Origin of the sequence: Wolbachia endosymbiont of Litomosoides brasiliensis (genome assembly GCF_013366805.1) — a bacterium.
Lineage (GTDB): Bacteria > Pseudomonadota > Alphaproteobacteria > Rickettsiales > Anaplasmataceae > Wolbachia.
Window position 1 is genome coordinate 17,665 of record NZ_WQMO01000003.1, and the last position, 17,521, is coordinate 35,185.

Annotated in this window: 20 protein-coding genes, 3 tRNA genes and 3 pseudogenes; 20 read left to right on the top strand and 6 right to left on the bottom strand. The window is 34.9% G+C overall.

The window, feature by feature from the left end; genetic code table 11:
* Nucleotides 1-38: 38 nt before the first annotated feature.
* A complete protein-coding gene (locus GO684_RS00985; RefSeq protein WP_175938202.1) occupies nucleotides 39-842 on the bottom strand; it encodes a uracil-DNA glycosylase in 804 nt (267 codons plus the stop codon).
* Entirely contained in the window at nucleotides 832-1,371 is a 540-nt protein-coding gene (def, locus tag GO684_RS00990) for a peptide deformylase (RefSeq protein ID WP_175938203.1), read from the bottom strand. The genes GO684_RS00985 and def overlap by 11 nt, the downstream gene beginning before the upstream one ends.
* 134 nt (nucleotides 1,372-1,505) lie before the next feature.
* Here def and ftsA point away from each other — a divergent pair, with 134 nt between their 5' ends.
* Together ftsA and GO684_RS01000 are read left to right on the top strand one after the other, a co-directional pair.
* A complete protein-coding gene (gene ftsA, locus GO684_RS00995) occupies nucleotides 1,506-2,744 on the top strand; it encodes a cell division protein FtsA (RefSeq protein ID WP_175938204.1) in 1,239 nt (412 codons plus the stop codon).
* Between the two features lie 619 nt (nucleotides 2,745-3,363).
* Nucleotides 3,364-4,328, top strand: a pseudogene (locus GO684_RS01000) (IS630 family transposase).
* A gap of 76 nt (nucleotides 4,329-4,404) precedes the next feature.
* On the opposite strand, the pseudogene GO684_RS05940 reads toward GO684_RS01000, so the two are convergent.
* Nucleotides 4,405-4,650 (bottom strand): annotated as a pseudogene (locus tag GO684_RS05940) (IS630-like element ISWpi10 family transposase); the annotation flags it as partial.
* 344 nt (nucleotides 4,651-4,994) lie between these two features.
* Between GO684_RS05940 and map the strand changes: the two are divergent.
* The gene (gene map, locus GO684_RS01005) at nucleotides 4,995-5,777 is read left to right on the top strand and encodes a type I methionyl aminopeptidase (RefSeq protein WP_175938205.1); all 783 of its coding nucleotides are present in this window, start codon (nucleotides 4,995-4,997) and stop codon (nucleotides 5,775-5,777) included.
* Nucleotides 5,778-6,125: 348 nt separating this feature from the next.
* On the opposite strand, the pseudogene GO684_RS01010 reads toward map, so the two are convergent.
* Together GO684_RS01010 and GO684_RS01015 are read right to left on the bottom strand one after the other, a co-directional pair.
* Nucleotides 6,126-7,105, bottom strand: a pseudogene (locus GO684_RS01010) (IS630 family transposase).
* A gap of 269 nt (nucleotides 7,106-7,374) precedes the next feature.
* Nucleotides 7,375-7,617 carry a hypothetical protein gene (locus GO684_RS01015; protein WP_175938206.1) on the bottom strand — a complete coding sequence of 81 codons (243 nt, stop codon included), beginning with the start codon at nucleotides 7,615-7,617 and terminating at the stop codon, nucleotides 7,375-7,377.
* On the opposite strand from GO684_RS01015, the gene GO684_RS01020 reads away from it, so the two are divergent.
* The 6 genes from GO684_RS01020 to fmt all read left to right on the top strand — a co-directional run bounded on the left by GO684_RS01020 (nucleotide 7,617) and on the right by fmt (nucleotide 10,823).
* The gene (locus GO684_RS01020) at nucleotides 7,617-7,799 is read left to right on the top strand and encodes a hypothetical protein (RefSeq protein ID WP_175938207.1); all 183 of its coding nucleotides are present in this window, start codon (nucleotides 7,617-7,619) and stop codon (nucleotides 7,797-7,799) included. The two genes, GO684_RS01015 and GO684_RS01020, sit on opposite strands and share 1 nt — an antisense overlap.
* Before the next feature lie 100 nt (nucleotides 7,800-7,899).
* On the top strand, nucleotides 7,900-8,208 hold the full coding sequence (locus GO684_RS01025; protein ID WP_175938208.1) for an integration host factor subunit alpha: 309 nt from the start codon (nucleotides 7,900-7,902) through the stop codon (nucleotides 8,206-8,208).
* A gap of 530 nt (nucleotides 8,209-8,738) precedes the next feature.
* Nucleotides 8,739-9,182: a PAS domain-containing protein gene (locus tag GO684_RS01030; RefSeq protein ID WP_175938209.1), complete on the top strand. Its 444-nt coding sequence runs from the start codon at nucleotides 8,739-8,741 to the stop codon at nucleotides 9,180-9,182.
* Nucleotides 9,183-9,295: 113 nt separating this feature from the next.
* Nucleotides 9,296-9,502 carry a 50S ribosomal protein L35 gene (gene rpmI / locus GO684_RS01035; RefSeq protein ID WP_175938210.1) on the top strand — a complete coding sequence of 69 codons (207 nt, stop codon included), beginning with the start codon at nucleotides 9,296-9,298 and terminating at the stop codon, nucleotides 9,500-9,502.
* 19 nt (nucleotides 9,503-9,521) lie between these two features.
* On the top strand, nucleotides 9,522-9,887 hold the full coding sequence (gene rplT / locus GO684_RS01040; RefSeq protein WP_175938211.1) for a 50S ribosomal protein L20: 366 nt from the start codon (nucleotides 9,522-9,524) through the stop codon (nucleotides 9,885-9,887).
* A gap of 27 nt (nucleotides 9,888-9,914) precedes the next feature.
* On the top strand, nucleotides 9,915-10,823 hold the full coding sequence (gene fmt, locus GO684_RS01045) for a methionyl-tRNA formyltransferase (protein WP_175938212.1): 909 nt from the start codon (nucleotides 9,915-9,917) through the stop codon (nucleotides 10,821-10,823).
* Nucleotides 10,824-10,907: 84 nt separating this feature from the next.
* Here fmt and GO684_RS01050 read toward each other — a convergent pair whose 3' ends face one another.
* The gene (locus GO684_RS01050; RefSeq protein WP_175938213.1) at nucleotides 10,908-11,414 is read right to left on the bottom strand and encodes a hypothetical protein; all 507 of its coding nucleotides are present in this window, start codon (nucleotides 11,412-11,414) and stop codon (nucleotides 10,908-10,910) included.
* A 193-nt stretch (nucleotides 11,415-11,607) separates the two neighbouring features.
* On the opposite strand from GO684_RS01050, the gene carA reads away from it, so the two are divergent.
* The 11 genes from carA (at nucleotide 11,608) to rplL (ending at nucleotide 17,479) form a co-directional block, all read left to right on the top strand.
* Nucleotides 11,608-12,762 (top strand): glutamine-hydrolyzing carbamoyl-phosphate synthase small subunit, encoded by a 1,155-nt coding sequence (gene carA, locus GO684_RS01055; protein WP_175938214.1) that lies wholly within the window; start codon nucleotides 11,608-11,610, stop codon nucleotides 12,760-12,762.
* Nucleotides 12,763-12,877: 115 nt separating this feature from the next.
* Nucleotides 12,878-12,959, top strand: a tRNA-Tyr gene (locus GO684_RS01060).
* Nucleotides 12,960-12,963: 4 nt separating this feature from the next.
* A tRNA-Gly gene (locus GO684_RS01065) sits at nucleotides 12,964-13,035 on the top strand.
* A 79-nt stretch (nucleotides 13,036-13,114) separates the two neighbouring features.
* Nucleotides 13,115-14,287 carry an elongation factor Tu gene (gene tuf, locus GO684_RS01070; protein ID WP_175938215.1) on the top strand — a complete coding sequence of 391 codons (1,173 nt, stop codon included), beginning with the start codon at nucleotides 13,115-13,117 and terminating at the stop codon, nucleotides 14,285-14,287.
* A 15-nt stretch (nucleotides 14,288-14,302) separates the two neighbouring features.
* Nucleotides 14,303-14,375, top strand: a tRNA-Trp gene (locus GO684_RS01075).
* A gap of 19 nt (nucleotides 14,376-14,394) precedes the next feature.
* Nucleotides 14,395-14,595, top strand: coding sequence for a preprotein translocase subunit SecE (gene secE, locus GO684_RS01080; RefSeq protein ID WP_175938216.1), 201 nt, complete (start codon nucleotides 14,395-14,397; stop codon nucleotides 14,593-14,595).
* Nucleotides 14,585-15,421 carry a transcription termination/antitermination protein NusG gene (nusG, locus tag GO684_RS01085; protein WP_175938240.1) on the top strand — a complete coding sequence of 279 codons (837 nt, stop codon included), beginning with the start codon at nucleotides 14,585-14,587 and terminating at the stop codon, nucleotides 15,419-15,421. Before secE ends, nusG begins: the two co-directional genes overlap by 11 nt.
* Nucleotides 15,422-15,423: 2 nt before the next feature.
* Nucleotides 15,424-15,864 carry an uL11 family ribosomal protein gene (locus GO684_RS01090; RefSeq protein ID WP_175938217.1) on the top strand — a complete coding sequence of 147 codons (441 nt, stop codon included), beginning with the start codon at nucleotides 15,424-15,426 and terminating at the stop codon, nucleotides 15,862-15,864.
* Between the two features lie 4 nt (nucleotides 15,865-15,868).
* Nucleotides 15,869-16,522: a 50S ribosomal protein L1 gene (gene rplA, locus GO684_RS01095; RefSeq protein ID WP_175938218.1), complete on the top strand. Its 654-nt coding sequence runs from the start codon at nucleotides 15,869-15,871 to the stop codon at nucleotides 16,520-16,522.
* Nucleotides 16,523-16,533: 11 nt separating this feature from the next.
* Nucleotides 16,534-17,052: a 50S ribosomal protein L10 gene (gene rplJ / locus GO684_RS01100; RefSeq protein WP_175938219.1), complete on the top strand. Its 519-nt coding sequence runs from the start codon at nucleotides 16,534-16,536 to the stop codon at nucleotides 17,050-17,052.
* Between the two features lie 25 nt (nucleotides 17,053-17,077).
* Nucleotides 17,078-17,479, top strand: coding sequence for a 50S ribosomal protein L7/L12 (rplL, locus tag GO684_RS01105; protein WP_175938220.1), 402 nt, complete (start codon nucleotides 17,078-17,080; stop codon nucleotides 17,477-17,479).
* The last annotated feature ends 42 nt before the right edge of the window (nucleotides 17,480-17,521 follow it).

A 17,521-nucleotide genomic window follows, 5' to 3' on the forward strand; every position in this document is an offset into this window, starting at 1 on the left:
GAATAGGCGATATAAAAGTCCATTGTTTTATTGATTTGCTAGACACCTGTACAGTTGTTGTTGGTGCTATTAAGGTACTCCCTAATCCTCTTTAAATCCTCCCAGGCTAGACGTTTTTGTGCTGGTTGACGAAGTAAATAAGCTGGATGAAATATAGCAGCTGTGATAATTGAATGGGATAAGTATTGATTGGTATACGTATAGAATCTGCCGCGCAAAATTGATATAGTTTTTGTGTTATCAAGAAGGCTATAACACGCAATACCTCCAACTAAAATAAGGATCTGAGGTGAAACTAGTGCGATATGTTTCTCAACGAATGGTCTACACATGTCAAGCTCTAGATCAGTTGGCTTTCTATTGCCTGGTGGGCGCCAAAATACAGCATTGCTTATGTATACTTTAGTGCGATCAAGATTGATTGCACTAAGCATCTTATCGAGCAACATTCCGCTTGCACCACAAAATGGTATGCCTTGAAGATCTTCATTTGCTCCTGGAGCTTCACCAACAAGCATAATTTTCGCGCTTTGGTTACCATCGGAAAAAACAGTATTAGTTGCAGTTTTTTTTATCTCACAACCTTCGAATGACCTAACTGTACTTCTTAGTTCATCCACGCTGTTACATTTACTTGCAAGTTTCCTTGCTTCAATTATCCAGTCACTCGGAAACATAGATTGCTGCTCTTTTTTTTGGATTTTGTCTTGAATAGCAGGAGATTGCACAACTTTGCTATTTTTCTCTTTTTCTACTTTTTTTTCGTCGTCACCTTCTGTCAGTGTGCAATCAACGCCCACTTCATGGTAAAACTTTAGTAACTCTAAGTCTTTATCGCTCATAGTGCCTTTTAACCTTTTGTGCTTTTTTTATGGCTATATCATACTTCAATTTAGACAAATGCCTAATATATAATATACCATTTAGGTGATCTAGCTCATGCTGGATACACCTTGCAAGCCAACCACTAGCTTTTAGTGTCTGTTCTTCATTATTTAAGTCCTTATATTTCACAGTTAAATATTTTGGGCGTCTAATTTCATGACTTTGCTCTGGAATTGAAAGGCACCCTTCTTTAAGAATGACTTGTTCATCTGATAGTCCTGTAATTTCGGGATTAATCATGCAAAATTTGCCAGTCGATTCATATCCTGCTGGCCTACCTTTAATATCCTCTAACTGAACATCCACGACAAAAACTCTCTTTAGCACTCCAACTTGTACCGCGGCAAGACCAAGACCTTCTGCATCGTACATAGTTTCAAACATGTTGTTTACTAGTTCTTTAATTTTATCGTTTATGTCTGTTACTTTACTGGCATATGTGATTAACCTTTCATCTGGAGCGATTATAATTGATAATTTAGGCATAAAATTATAATTCTATGTTTTATTTTTTCCTTTGTCTAGTTTTGGATATATTAAAATGTTGCTGTGTTTTTGTAATGGAAATATAAATTATTAAAGAAATCTGCTTAAATGAAGTTATGTAATAAGGTCAACTAATGTATTCTGCAGTAATAGTAAAACCCAAGAGAGATGTTTTTGCTGTTTTAGATATAGGTACAACGAAAATTATCTGTCTAATTGTTAAGATAAGTGGCAACCTCAGCTATAAAATAACAGGCACAGGTTATAGGGTTGCAGAAGGCGTAAACGGTGGATCAATAACTGATATAAAGCATGCGAGTTACTCTATTTCATCTACTATAGGTTTAGCTGAGCAAGTATCAGAGGAAACTATAGACCAAATATATGTTAATGTTGCTGGATGTGGAATCTTATCTTTCAATGTGCACAATGAGATTATTGCAGCTAATCATGAGATTTCTGACCGGGATATAAAACGTGTAGTTTTTCAAACGTTTGAGAAATATATCGAAGAAAATGTTATTATTCACAATATACCGCTGAAATACCACTTGGATGATATGACTGATATAAGGGAAGTTAGTGGATTGTATGGAAAGAGGTTGTCTGCTGATGTTAATGTTGTAACTGCTTCGCGTCCAGCACTTACCAACATTGAAAATTGCATAACCAATAATAGTGGTATAAGTATGGCAGGTTGCATTGCTTCCGCGTATTCTGCAGGTCTTGCTTGTCTCAGTGAAGATGAAAAAGAGCTTGGAGCTGCTATTGTTGATATAGGGGGTGGGTGCACTGCAGTTGGGGTTTTCAAAAGAAGCAAACTTATATATGCAAACAGCATCCCAATTGGTGGTATTCATATTACTCGAGATATAGCTTATGGATTATGTGCGAGTATAGAACATGCAGAGCGTATAAAAATACTGTACGGTAGCACTATTGTAACTTCAATAGATGAGAACGAATACATTGCAGTGCAAAATAATGAGAATGATGAACAGATTCGAGTGCCCAAGTCTGAACTTGTTAACATCATAAGACCAAGAATTGAGGAAATACTTGAGTTGGTGAAAAGGCACTTTCGGAAGCAGCAAGATCCAATTAATAAAGTGGTTATCACTGGTGGCACTAGTAGGCTGGCAAGTATAAAGGAGATTGCAAGTTATATATTCAATAAACAAGTCCGTATTGGATACCCTGAGTCATGCAGTGGTCTTGGTAGTGAATACGATAAGAATCCTGTATTTTCTGCTGCCATAGGCTCTATAAAGTTAATAATTGATACTTTTTATAAAAATAATCCTGATATACTGAGTCAGAATGGTAAAATAAGTAAGTTGTACCACTGGGTGAAATCGAAAGTCACGGTCTAGGCTCTATGGACAAGATTTTATAGGGGCAGCATAAGAGTCTCAACTGGATTTGAAAGTTCCATAAACCTCAGCAGTTTTATCAAATCTGGGAAAGCATGCCTAATACTAATTCTTATTATTAGTGAGTCAGATAAGTGATATTAAAGAATTGTTTAATTACGGAGTGGAAAAGAGAGGTAATAAATTTGCGCGGAGCGCTCTCAAGTAAAGCAATTGTATTATAGACTTTACTACATAAAACGTTCTGTTTTATATACAACCAAAGTCTCTCAATAGAATTAATCTCTGGTGAAGCAGGTGTATGATTTCGATATTTTTAGGTACCTTTAAATTTTTTGACTTATGCTAACTAGCACAGTCCATGATAAGAAAGGCATCTCGTGTTCTTAAATATTGCAACATTTGTTCAAGAAATATATTCGCACAATCAATGTTAACATTCAGTACAAATACACTAGAACTTTCTCCATTTCTAGGATTAACTGCACTGTAGAGATAAAAATTTTATCTACCTAATTTTATTTTAACCTGTATTCTAATATTAACTCCCTATACAAGGAACGGGTAGACAGCAATGGAGAAGAAGCCATGCTGAAGTAAATAAAATGGTGAGGTCTAAATGGTATTGAAATCAAAATTATTGGATGAAAAAGTTATGGAATCAGCAAAAGAAATACTGAAGGGAATACAAAATAGCGCATATGTTGCAAAAAGAACTGAATGCTGTAATTGCAGCAAAAAAGCACAGTATAACAAGTCGTGGCAAAAATATGTTGCATTTTGAGAATAGCATTAACTACATGGATAAAGCACCCAAAACTTGGAAGAGAAGAAAAATTGTTTGCTCTTCCTCGATATCATAGAAAAACTAGATTAAATCAGAGTTAATTTGAACAAGTTGAAGTATGGGTACAAGAAAATCCTAATATTACCGCAAAAGAAATAAGAATAAGAATCTAGGAAAAATTTAGCTTGAATCTCAGTAAATCTACAGTAAACCGTAATGTGCAAAAAATGAAGTTTTCGTATATTACGTCAAGACCAATTCATAATGAACAATAATGAACAAGATAAAGGTAGTAGGAAAGAGTTCAAAAAAACTTAATGAGATTATTGGTAGGTATCCTGAACAAGGGTTATTTTTTTTGATGAATCTTGGTTTGGCACATATTTAAAAGTTGGATGCGGGTGGTTTGAAGAGGGTGTTAGAACACAGATTTTACCTAAAGTTAGGTAAACAAAATTTTTATCTCTACAGTGCAGTTAATCCTAGAAATGGAGAGAATTCTAGCTTGTTTATGTTGGATGTTAACACTGATTGTATGAATATATTTCTTAAACAGATGCTACAATGTTTAAGAACGCGAGATGCCTTCTTATCATGGATTGTGCTGATTAGCATAAGTCAAAAAATTTAAAGGTACCTATATCGAAATTATATACCTGCCTCACCAGAGATTAATCTTATTGGAAAATCTATAATGCAATTACTTTGCTTGAAAGCGCTTTGTGCAAGTTTTATTTACCTCTCTTTCTCACTCCACAATTAAACAATTCTGCAGTGTCACTTGTCTGACTCACTAGCAATGAGTACTGATGTCATTTCTTTAATGGTAGTATTATGGTTTTCTTATATTCATACTTTAACTTATTCGAATTAATTCCAATTCAATCTAGTTTTTCTACGGAGTTAAGGGGGCAAATGATTTTTCTCTTCTAAGTTTTAGGTGCTTTATACATGTAGTTAATGCTTTCCTTGAAATGCAATCGGCCATTATATTGTGCTTTTCTTGCTGCAATTACAGCATTTAGTTTTTTTGCAACATATGCGTTTTCGCACTTTCTTTAGTATTTCTTTTGTTGATTCTACAACTTTTTCATCCAATAATTTTGATTTTAATGCCATTTAAGCCTTGCTATTTTACTTACTTCAGCATGGCTTCTTTTCTATTACTGTTTATCCGTTCCTTGTATAGGGGAGTTGGTATAAAATATGTAATTCATAAACATCTATGAATTCACAAAATATTCAATCTGATTTTTAACTTACAATTTTGAGTATTTACCATTAATTTGAGACATATGGTTATGCGTTGCACACTGGTTTCCTAGTCTGGTGGAAGTGTATTGCAATGCTTATACAGTTATATGCTTGACACTGGGACTCACTGTGATAAATGATAAACTATAAGCAAAGCTGTTAATTTTACATAAAAATGTGTATGGTAACTACAATAATATACGGGAAATATGAACATAACTTTACATTCACAAAAAGATTTTGAATTTATGCGTAAAGCTGGAAGGTTAGCAGCTAAAACTCTTGATTTCATTGCACCATATGTAAAGGTGGGAGTAACAACTAATGAATTAAATGATCTATGTCATGATTTTATAGTCAAAGCAGGTGCAATTCCGGCACCGTTGAACTACAAAGGATACCCCAAGTCAATTTGCACTTCAAAAAATGCTGTTGTATGCCATGGCATTCCTGATAATGAGCCACTTAAAGATGGAGATATTTTAAATATTGATGTTACGGTGATTTTAAATGGTTGGTATGGTGATACAAGCCGTATGTTTTGGGCTGGCAAGCCATCAATGAAAGCAAGACGCTTGTGTGATGCTACTTATGGTGCATTGATGGAAGCAATAAAACAAGTTAAGCCTGGTAATAAATTGAATGAGATAGGGCTTGCTATAGAAAAGTATATTAGAGATTTTGGCTATTCTATTGTACGTAACTATTGCGGACATGGTATAGGGAAAGTCTTCCATGCGCCGCCGAATGTAGTACATTTCTATGATCAAGATGAAAGCCTTGTATTAAAGGAAGGGATGTTTTTTACAATAGAACCAATGATCAACGCTGGAAAACATGAAGCTCTGCTTAGTAAGCTTGATAATTGGACAGTAACAACATGTGATCTTTCACTTTCTGCGCAATTTGAGCATACGCTTGGAGTAACAAAGGATGGTGTTGAAATATTTACATTATCACCTAAAAGTTGGCATTTCCCTCCTTATAATTAGGTCCTTTTACAACTATATGAATATCATAATTTGAAAACAGGGAAACGGAATTACAAAAAACTACTTAACAAACATGTCATTGAAGCCACTTATTTACCTTTAATCTGTGCAAGTAAAATGACGAAAAACTCAATGTACTTGGTGTCTTATGTTTAATTTTTTGCGCTATATGCACCTCATGTCTTTATAAGCTTTCAAGATTTTTACCTAATATAAGCTAAAGTGCGCTTGCTAAAGCATTTGAGCGGTAAAGAACACTAATTTAAAAAATAGATAGTGAATAACTAGCTAACAGTGATTCTTTTACCTTTTTCTGCTTAGTAAATCTCCTAATACTAATTCTCATTGTTAGTGGGTTAAACAAGTGACATTGCACAGAGTTATTTAATGACGGAGTGAGAAAGAGAGGTAATAAATTTGCGCAAAATGCTCTCAGGCAAAGCAATTGTATTATAGGCTTTATTACGCAAAATGTTCTGTTTTATGTACAACCAAAGTTTCTCGATAGGATTGAACTCAAGTGAGTATGGTGGTGGGTGTGTAATCTCGATATTTTTATGTACCTTTGAATTTTTGGCTTGTGCTAGGTAGCATAATCCATGATAAGAAAGGCTTTTTGTGTTCTTTAATTGTAACATTTGTTCAAGAAGTATATTCATATAATCAGTGTTGGACATTCGGTGCAAATAAGCTAGAACTCTCTATTTCTAGGATTAACTGTACTGTAGAGACAAAAATTTTGTCTACTTAATTTTACTTTAACCTGTGTTCTAGCGCCTTTTTAAACCACCCGTGTCCAACTTTCGAATGTGCACAAATCGCGATTCATCAAAGAAAAATAATTCTTGTTTAGAATACTTACCAATAATCTCATTAAGTTTTTTTTAACTCTCTTGTCTACCTTTATCTTGTTCATTATGAATTGGTCTTGGCGTAATATACGAAAACTTCATTTTTGCATATTACGGCGTACTGTAGACTTGCTGATATTCAAGCCAAATTTTTCTAGATTTTCATTCTCATTTCTTTAATAGTAATATTAGGGTTTTCTTGTACCTATACTTCAACTTGTTCAAATTAACTCTGATTTAATCTAGTTTTTCTATGATATCGAGGAAGAGCAAACAATTTTTCTTCTCTTCCAAGTTTTGGGTGCTTTATCTATGTAGTTAATGTTGTTCTTGAAATGTAACGGACGTTATGCTGTGCTTTTTTGCTACAATCACGGCATTTAGTTTTTTTTGTAACATATGCTTTTATACTTTCTTTAGCATTTCTTTTGCTGATTCCAAGGCTTTTTCGTCTAATAATTTTGATTTCAACGCCATTTAAACCTTGCTATTTTACTTGTTTTGGCATAGCTTCTTTTCTATTACTGCCTATCCGTTCCTTGTATAGGAGAATTGGTATTAGAGTGCAGGTTAAAGTAAAATCAGGTAGACAAAATTTTTATCTCTGCAGTGCAGTTAATCCTAGAAATAGAGAGAGTTATGGCTTATTTTCACCAAAATGTCTAACACTGATTATATGAATATATTTCTTGAACAGATGTTACAATATTTAAGAACATAAGAAGCATTTCTTATTATGAATTGCGCTAATTAGTATAAGTTAAGAAATTTAAAGGTACTAAAAATACTGAGATTATATGCCTACCACCATATTCACTCAAGCTAATCCTATTGAGAGACTTTGATTGTATATAAAACAGAACGTTTTGCGTAATAAAGTCTATAATGCAATTGCTTTGCTTGAGAGCGCTTTGTGCAAATTTGTTGCCTTTCTTTCTCACTTCGTGATTAAACAACTCTGCAATGTTACTTATTTGACCTACTAACAATGAGAATTGGTATTAATTTTATTGTTGATAGTGAAATTGTGAAGCAGAAATACATCGGTATGTTATCGTCCATTATCAATGGATTTGCGTTTATCATGGGCGAAATTATAGCGTTAACGTTAACACTTTTTACAGATCATAAATGGCGCTTTCGCAATATTTGCAATGTTAGTAACCGCTAGTATTTTAGTTCTACTACAGAGGGAGCACATTCTAAATAAAGTAGCCGAATCTTGAGTCGATTGTTATATTATATTCATATATTGTAATACTTACTAAATTATGGATTGCGTTACAACAAAGGATATGACAGTAACTAAGGCAACAATAGCTGAAGATATAAACCAAGAAATTGGGTTATCAAAAGAAGACTCTGCTGCAATAATAAATGATATATTGGATGAGATAAAAACAAGCTTGGTAAGGGACGGCATAGTAAAAATATCTTCATTTGGAACATTCTCGATTAAAAAAAAGAAAGAAAGGCCAGGAAATGTACCAAATACATCAAAAAAAGTAATAATTCAGGCAAGAAATTCAGTTTCTTTTAGACCCTCAAAAGTGGTAAAAAAAATAATAAATAATCAATGAATAAGGAAAAATTGTTTTATGCAATTGGGGAAGAGCTGAAGAGTTGCATTTAAAGCAGCACGTTTTGAGGTTTGGGAGAGTCGATTTCGTCAAATTAAACTCATAAAACGTAGGAAGAAGGCTATATGATCATAAATGTATAGAGGTCATAAAGAAAATTAAAGTACATGCTATATGATAAAGGATATACAAAAGGAGTGCAAAAAGAATTTGATAATAATATAAGAAGTGGTTGTGATTTTAGTAATCTATTACAACGACTTACCGACTTGAGAGACTATTTGATCAACAAAATAAATAGTGAGAAAGGTAACACACGATTATAAGTGTGGCATGAATATATTTGGTGTATATAGCTAAAAATTAACTAAGAAGGTGCGTACTCACGTTAAAGAATGGTTAGAAAAAGTACCTGTATCAGTTGCGTAGTAGTATGGGTATCTAGGTAATATGTGCCTTGCGGTTAAGAAAAAATCAATACATTCACAGTAGATTAAGCTTATATCTGTGTTTTATGTGTGGATGTTAGAATGGAAATTTATGCAGGTAGAGAAAGAAGAATAGCAAATGTAGTGACTCAGCACTGGAGTGAGATAAAAGGACCAGATAGAGACTGGCCGGAAAGGTACGAGATAGATACTGCTGAAATAATGGAGTCATGGCAGCATTGTTATATTATTGAAGTTAATGATCGAGGTTATATCTGTGAGAATGCAGGAGAAAAGGCTGTTGAGTTCTATGGTTTTGAGAAAAACATGTGCATTGATAGCAAATATTCAATTGATGCACCATTTTTGCGATTATATAAAATCGATGCGGTTATTGATAAATTTGATACTATAGTAGATAATAAGCGCCCCATTAATGAAGAAGAAGAAAGTGATAGTGTTAAAATGAGGCAAGTATTGTTGCCACTTGGGAATAAAGAAGGTGTAACCCATATATTGGGTGTAGCTACATTTAAGCTCCTTTGATATATAAGTTGTGGTTATATTGCAACTTTAGGTTGCGTGCTATTTGATTCTTTGATAATGTTATTTATACTACTGAAAAACTTAACGGTAATGTTTGTAAACTTATTTGAGATATGAAGAAAATAAAATTAAAAACCAAGTCCTCTGTTAAAAAACGTTTTAATCTTACAGCTAAGGGCAAGGTTATTTCTACGCAATCGGGTAAGAGGCATGGTATGATAAAGCAGAGTAAGTTTAATATTCGTAATCAACGCGGTATTACGATTCTTGGTAAATCTGACTCACGCATAGTTAAGCTTTATATGCCTTATGGAATTTAACAAACGGGGGTAAAATAAAATGGCTCGGGTAAAGCGTGGAGTCACGGCCCACGCTCGTCATAAAAAAGTATTAAATTTAGCAAAGGGTTATAGAGGGCGTGCGAAAAGTTGCTATAGAGTTGCATTACAGAGGGTTGAAAAAGCATTGCAATATGCTTATAGGGACAGGAGAAATCGTAAGCGCGATTTTCGTAGTTTGTGGATAATACGTATTAATGCGGCAGCAAGGGAACACGGACTTACTTATGGTAGATTTATGCACGGTCTTGTACTTGCTAGGGTTGATTTGAGTAGAAAGATTCTTGCTGAAATGGCCGTTAACTATAAAGATGATTTCGCAAAATTAGCAGGAGCTGTGAGTAGTAAACTGGCAGAGAATTCTTAATTTCCTTAAGCAAAAGCATTTGACAGCATGAGAGTCATTTTCATGGGATCACCAGAATTTGCTGTTAATGCGCTAAATTCACTATTAAAGTCAAAAAATGAGGTAGTAGCAGTATATACTAAGGCTCCAAAACCTTCAGGACGTGGACAAAAACTAACAAAATCTCCAGTGCATATTATTGCTGAAGAAAGCGGTATAGAGGTATGCACTCCTACTTCTCTGAAACTTTTGGTAGAGCAAGAAAAATTTGAAAAATTTAAACCGGACGTTGTAGTTGTTGCTGCTTATGGACTAATGCTTCCAAAAGAAATTCTGGATGTTCCAAAGTATAGTTGTATTAATATTCACCCTTCACTGCTGCCTAGATGGCGTGGAGCAGCTCCTATACAGCACACAATTTTAGCTGGAGACCAAGAAACTGGAGTTAGCATTATACAATTGAATGAGGGACTAGATTCTGGTCCTGTTTTAAAGCAGAAAAAATTTCTAATTGAGAAAAATGATAATTATAAAACTTTACACAACAAATTGTCTAAGCTAGGTAGCGACCTGCTGATGGGAGTAATAGATGAAATTGAAAAGCACCTTCCGCTAGAACAAAGTAATGATGGCGTATGCTACGCTGACAAAATGGAAGATTATAAAATTTATGCAAGTGACATTTGTGAAGTTGCTTATAGAAAAGTTAAAGCTTTTTATCCCAAGGCGTTTGTCAAAATAGAGCATAAACGTATAAGAATACTCGATGCTGACTTTGAAGTAAATACTTCTCTAACCTCAGGACAAGGTAAAATTATTAATGATAATATGCACATAAGTTTAGAAAGTGGCACTTTAATTCCTAAAGTTGTGCAAATGGAGGGAAGAAGCCCTTGCAATACTGAAGATTTCGTTCGTGGCTTAAAATTCAGTATGGTAAGGAAATTCATAGAATAGAACCCTACATAGCTGTGATGAAGAAACACAAGCAGACAACGCAGCCTACTTAATCAACGTACACAAAATAAACATAGAGGTGAGCTATACTTGGCGTTCTTGTAGTGAAACAAGTTTTTCAATGCCACTAACAATAGAATTAGTTGTATTTTTAGCTATATCATCTAGTTTGTCGTTTATGCTTGTACTCATTTCTTTGTCTTCAGCATACTTATAATCCTTAGCATATTCATATATGGCTAGAGCAGCTACAGCTGCACATGTTATAGTTATACCGGTTTTTGCTATGATAAGCAGTGACAACCCACCTGCAAATGTAGATATTAATCCAACGACTAAGTTTACAACCCTGCTTTGTGTTGTTTGTGGCGTTGGTTGGTTTGGATCTGCCTGTTTATTCTCCAAGACATTCAGTAGTGTTTTTGAGGTAATTTTTATCGCTATTGCTACAACTGAGATCATGATTAGCCCTATGACCATTTTTGCTAAAAGAAGAATTGAAGGCAACATCATCATAAATAATAGTGAGCCAGCTCCTATGGCTAGCCACTTCTGATTTATTTTCTTAGGTCGGTCACCATTAGCAAACATTGTATCCCTCCACTTCACTTAATGATTTATTTATATTTAATACGAAATGTGAAAGTGGTCAATCAATATATAAAAGTTTTTTTCATGTTATTCTTATATGATTTATGGTTGTGGTTAGGTTTAAAATTTTAGAAAGAGTTATACATTATTTGAAATTCTTATATACTATTTTAAATTAGTTGGAGAGAATTTGGTGCAGGATACAGTTCTAGTTTTACAAGATGGCAAGTGCTTTTTAGGAAAGTCGATAGGTAAAAAAGGCAAGTGCATAGGTGAGATCTGTTTTACTACTGGTGTTACTGGTTATCAGCATACTATAACCGACCCTTCTTTTGCTGATCAAATCATAATGTTTACTTTTCCTCATATTGGCAACATTGGAATAAACGATAAAGATAATGAAGGAAAGAGAATTTTTGCAAGTGGTGTGATTATACGCGAACTTTCTCCTGCGTCTCATCCTTCTTCATATGTGAGTTTAAGAGATTGGCTGGAAAAAAGTAACTTGGTTGGGATATCAGGGGTTGACACTAGAGCCCTGACTAGGCATTTGAGAAAGCATGGACCTCAAAATGGAATAATATGCCCATTAACCTACTCTGATGCCATCACGATGCATAACAACACTGGCATCTGTGGTGGTCAAGATATTTTGGTAATAAAAGATCTATTGGATGAATTAAAGAAACATAAGCCTGTAAATGGAATAGAAATAACCGATAAGGTCAGTTTAAATAACAATTTTCAAAGCGACCTCAATGCAAAATATAAAGTTGCAGTAGTTGATTTTGGTGTAAAGGCTAGTATAGTTTCACGCTTAATAGAGCTTGGTTGTGCAATTGAATTAATTAAGCCAGATAGAGGTTTTGCTCAAAAAATATTAAGTATATGTCCGGATGGTATAGTGCTCTCAAATGGTCCAGGAGATCCACAAGAAATAGGAAAAAGTGTGGCTCCAGAGATAGATGTTATTATAAAATCCAAAATACCAATTTTTGGTATATGCATGGGTCATCAATTACTAGCGATTACTTTAGGGGCAAGAACTATCAAGATGAACGTTGGTCACCGAGGAAGTAATCATCCGGTTTATAACGTAAGTGGCGATAAAGTTGAGATTACTAGTCAAAATCATGGCTTTGTTTTGGATCCATCTTCTCTACCAGATAACGTTGAGGTTACTCATATTTCTATGTTTGATAGTAGTATAGAGGGAATAATGGCAAAGGATTACCCAGTTTTTTCTGTACAGTACCACCCAGAGGAAGCGCCAGGCACACATGATTCACATTACTTATTTAAGCGTTTTATTGGCAATATTGCGTTGTATAAAATGAAATCTATCTGATTTTAATCAGACAAGGTTTTATTGCTTGATTTTTGGGTTTTAGGTGTTTAATATTATAATGTAATAAAAGCTTAAGTTAGAATGCTGGAATAGTGCTCTCTTAACAAATTCTTGTGGAGGAGTGACCGAGTGGTTAAAGGTAACAGACTGTAAATCTGTCCGCGTTGCGTACGTAGGTTCGAATCCTACCTCCTCCATTGCGCGGGTATAGCTTAATTGGTAGAGCTCTAGCCTTCCAAGCTAGTGGAGTGGGTTCGAATCCCACTATCCGCTCTTTTTTTTTGTTGTATTTTTATAAAATCAATATATTACTTATTGATGTATTTGTATTTTGGGTGGAAAAGTTAAAATTATGGCACAAGTAGTAGAAGCATTTGGGAAGCCGCATGTCAATGTGGGAACAATAGGGCATGTGGATCATGGGAAGACAACGTTGACAGCAGCAATAACAAAGCATTATGGGAATTTTGTAGCGTACGATCAAATAGATAAGGCACCAGAAGAGAGGAAAAGAGGAATAACAATTGCAACAGCACATGTTGAATATCAAACAGAGAGTAGACATTATGCACATGTTGATTGTCCTGGCCACGCTGACTATGTGAAAAACATGATAGTTGGTGCAGCACAAATGGATGCAGCGATTTTGGTAGTGTCGGGAGTTGATGGACCTATGCCGCAAACGAGGGAGCACATATTACTTGCTAAGCAAGTTGGTGTTGGGTATATTGTGGTGTATATAAATAAAGCTGATGTGTCTGATCCTGATATGATAGGTCTGGTAGAGATGGAAGTGAGGGAATTGCTGAGTAAATACGGATTTCCAGGTGGTGAGGTTCCAGTGATAGTTGGGTCTGCATTGAAAGCATTAGAGGAGGATGGTGGTGAATATGGGAAGAAATCAATAGATAAATTGATGGAGAAGTTGGACAAGTATGTGGAAGTTCCACCAAGGCCTGTGGATTTGCCATTCCTGTTGCCGATTGAGGATGTATTTTCAATATCGGGACGTGGAACAGTAGTAACAGGGAGAATAGAAAAAGGAGAAATAAAGACCGGTGATGAAGTAGAGATAATAGGTCTAAAAACCACACAGAAGACGACATGCACTGGTGTGGAAATGTTTAAGAAATTGCTAGAAAAAGGAAGTGCGGGGTTAAATGTGGGGGTATTGCTAAGAGGTACGAAGAGAGAAGAAGTGGAGAGAGGACAAGTATTAGCAAAACCAGGAACAATAACGCCGCATAAGAAATTTAAGGCAGAAGTTTACGTATTAAAGAAAGAAGAGGGAGGAAGGCACACACCATTTTTTGCGAATTACCAGCCACAATTTTATTTAAGGACGACAGATGTAACGGGAAATATAAAGTTGTTGGAGGGAAAGGAGATGGTAATGCCTGGAGACAATGTAAGTGTAGAGGTAGAATTGCAAGTGCCGATAGCAATGGATAAAGGATTGCGCTTTGCAATAAGAGAAGGAGGTAGAACTATTGGTTCTGGTGTTGTTTCTGAAGTTTTGGAGTAAAAGAGTTTGAGTCATAGGAGTGTAGCTCAATTGGTAGAGCGCTGGTCTCCAAAACCAGAAGTTGTAGGTTCAATTCCTATCACTCCTGCATTAATATTGTAGCAGAAATGTTAAAAAGTTTGAGTGTCTTTTTTTGTGATATAAAGCAGGAAGTAAGAAGAATTGCCTGGGTGAAAAAGCAAGAAGTTTTATCATCTCTATTTGTTGTAGTGATTGTTATATTATGCTTTTCAGTTTTCTTTTGCTTTGTAGATTTTATATCTCTTCATGCGATTAGGGCTTTATTTGGGATTGTCTATGGCATATGACCATAAATGGTACGTTGTTAAAGTTGATCATGGACATGAGAGGAGTATACTTGAGTTGGCAAGCAATGCTGCCTATTTTAAGGAGGTATTTATTCCTTATCAGACAGTATATAACTCGAAGTTTAATATAAAAAAAGCATATGAAGTGTATGTATGTATGTATCTATGTGATGAGAGTAGGGATATTTTAAGCAAAACGCTTGGGTTTCACGGTGGTGGTTCTGGTGGTTTTAAAATAGTTTCGGATGAAGAGGTAGATTCGAAGCGTAAGGAATTCAATAAATATAAGTGGTATATTTTAAGGGTTGCTTCCAATTATGAAGAAAAGGTGTGTCAACACGTACTGGAAAATTCTATGAGATTAGGGATTAATGGTTATTTTAAGGAAGTTTTCATTCCGTACGAGGAAGCAAATGAAGTAGAACTAAGATCTAAAAGAACTGCTATACGAAGAAAGTGTTTCCCTGGTTATGTTTTTTTATATGTGAATTTGTGTGATGAAGTGCTAAATTTTGTCAATAATATACCAAAGTCTCTTAAAGTCTATGGGTTCTTAAAAAATGGCAACGTTCCAAAAGTGATTTCGGATGATGAGGTTCGCTCAATGTGTGATGCACTTTACAATGCTCAAGAAACAAAAAAGTTAAGCCATGGTTATGAAAAAGGTGAAAAGGTAAAAATTAATGATGGTCTTTTCCAAAACTTTACTGGTAAGGTAGATGTGATTAATGATGAAAAGAGAGTTATTAATGTAGAAGTGTCAATTCTAGGCAAGCCAACAATAATAGAGCTTGATCTAGCTCAAGTAGAGAAAATAGAGGATTAACTATGAGTGTAATAATTGCCAAGATTAACTTACTGATGGAAGCGGGAAAAGCAGTTCCTGGGCCCAAAATTGCTTCAGTGCTTGGTCCGCGGGGTATACCTGTTCCCAAGTTCTGCGAGGCTTTCAATAGGGTGACTAGCGCAGCTAGCGCCAATTATAAAGTGGGTGATTTAGTAACAGTGCGGGTTTCCATAAAGGATGACCGCTCTCACGATTTTACTGTCAGTGGCCCACCTGTAGCTTGCTTGCTTAAGCAGGAAGCTAAATTGAATAAAGGTTCTAGTAATCCTGGCAAAGAATTGGTAGCTAAATTGCCTATATCTGCTATAGTTAAGATAGCAAGATATAAGATGCTTGACATGAAAGTGGATAACGAAGATTCAGCAGTGAAAATGGTTATAGGCACTGCTAAATCTATGGGTATAGAAATTATAGAAGATTAGAAGCATGAATATACATAGCGGCAGTCCCAAAGAATGTTTAGAAAAAATTATCAAGTCTGCTTCAGCGAAGTTTAACGAATCAATTGACATTGCAGTTAATTTAGGTATAGATTCATGTAAGTCTGAAGAACAAGTGCGTGGTACAGTAGTTTTGCCTAAAGGTGTTGGGAAAGATATTAGAGTGGCTGCCTTCGCTCAAGATAAGCATTTATTAGAAGCTAAAAAAGCTGGTGCTAATGTTGTAGGAGGAGAAAATTTAGTTGAAGAGATAAAAAGAGGTAGAAAACTAGATGTTGATTGGTGTATCACTACTCCTGATTTCATAGCGAAAATTACTCCTATTGCAAAAGTATTGGGCACTAAAGGGTTAATGCCCAATCCTAAACTTGGTACTGTGACTTCTAACGTTGCAGAAGCTATTAAAACCATCAAGTCTGGTCAAATAAAATTTAGGACAGATAAAAATGGTATTGTCCACGGCAAATTAGGGAATATCAAATTTAGCATTGATGATTTGCTGGAAAATTTAAAAGCCTTTCTTAAAGTAATTAAGAGTAATAAACCTATTTCTGTAAAAGGAGTCTACTTTAAGAGTATTTTTTTAAGTTCAACTATGGGCAAGGCTTATAAGGTAAGTAAAGTGGAAGATATAATTTAGGGAGTAATGTTGTGAAGCGTAAGGATAAGGATGAATTTATACAAAATATAGTAAACGTGTTTATAAATAATGATTTTTTAATACTGGTAAATTTTAAATCTATAAATGCTAGCGATTCATTAGCTCTTAGGGATAGCTTAAAGTCTGCAGCGAGTGGGATGCTAGTAGTTAAAAACACTCTAGCACGCTTAGCTTTAGAAAGAGCTAGTAAATTTTCTTACTTATCAGATAGATTTTCTGGTCCCGTTGCTATTATATACTCTAGTGGTATAGTAGAGGCTGCAAAACTAATAGTTGATTTCACTAACGCTAACAAAGAAAAGATGTCTGTGGTTTGTGCAGCTTACCTAAACCAATTGCTTACAGCAGAGGATGTTAATAAGCTAGCTAAGTTGCCTTCTCTCAATGAGCTGCGTATTAAAGTTATGCATTTAATATCTTATAATATTTCTGCCAGGTTGGTGTTATCTATTAACTCGCCTTTCATGAGGCTTATGAGAGTATTAGATTATTATAGTTCTAAAAAATAAATTTATTGTCAAGTAAGGTAGTAGTATGAGTAATGTAACAAGCGATTTAGTTGATAAAATATTATCTTTAAACCTATTGGAGGTCTCTGAGCTTGTAAAGGCTCTAGAAGAGAAGATAGGGTTACCTGCTGGTTCTTTTGTTAGTGGAGCTGTTGATACTAGTGCGCCTACTAGTGATAATACTGCCAGTTCCGCTGCTCAAGAGAAAATTGAATGTAAAGTTGTAATTAAAGAAATTGATGCAAGCAAAAAAATGGAGATCATTAGAACGGTGAGAAAAGTTGATTCTACATTAAGCTTAAAAGAAGCAAAAGAGTTAGTTGAATCCCTGCCTAAAGATTTGACTGCCAATATTCCTAGGGATGAGGCAGAGAAAATAAAGCAACAGCTTATTGAGGCAGGGGCGGTCAAAGTGGAACTCGAATAGGATGTTTATATTAATATGTTTATTTTATATTGATATAGCCCT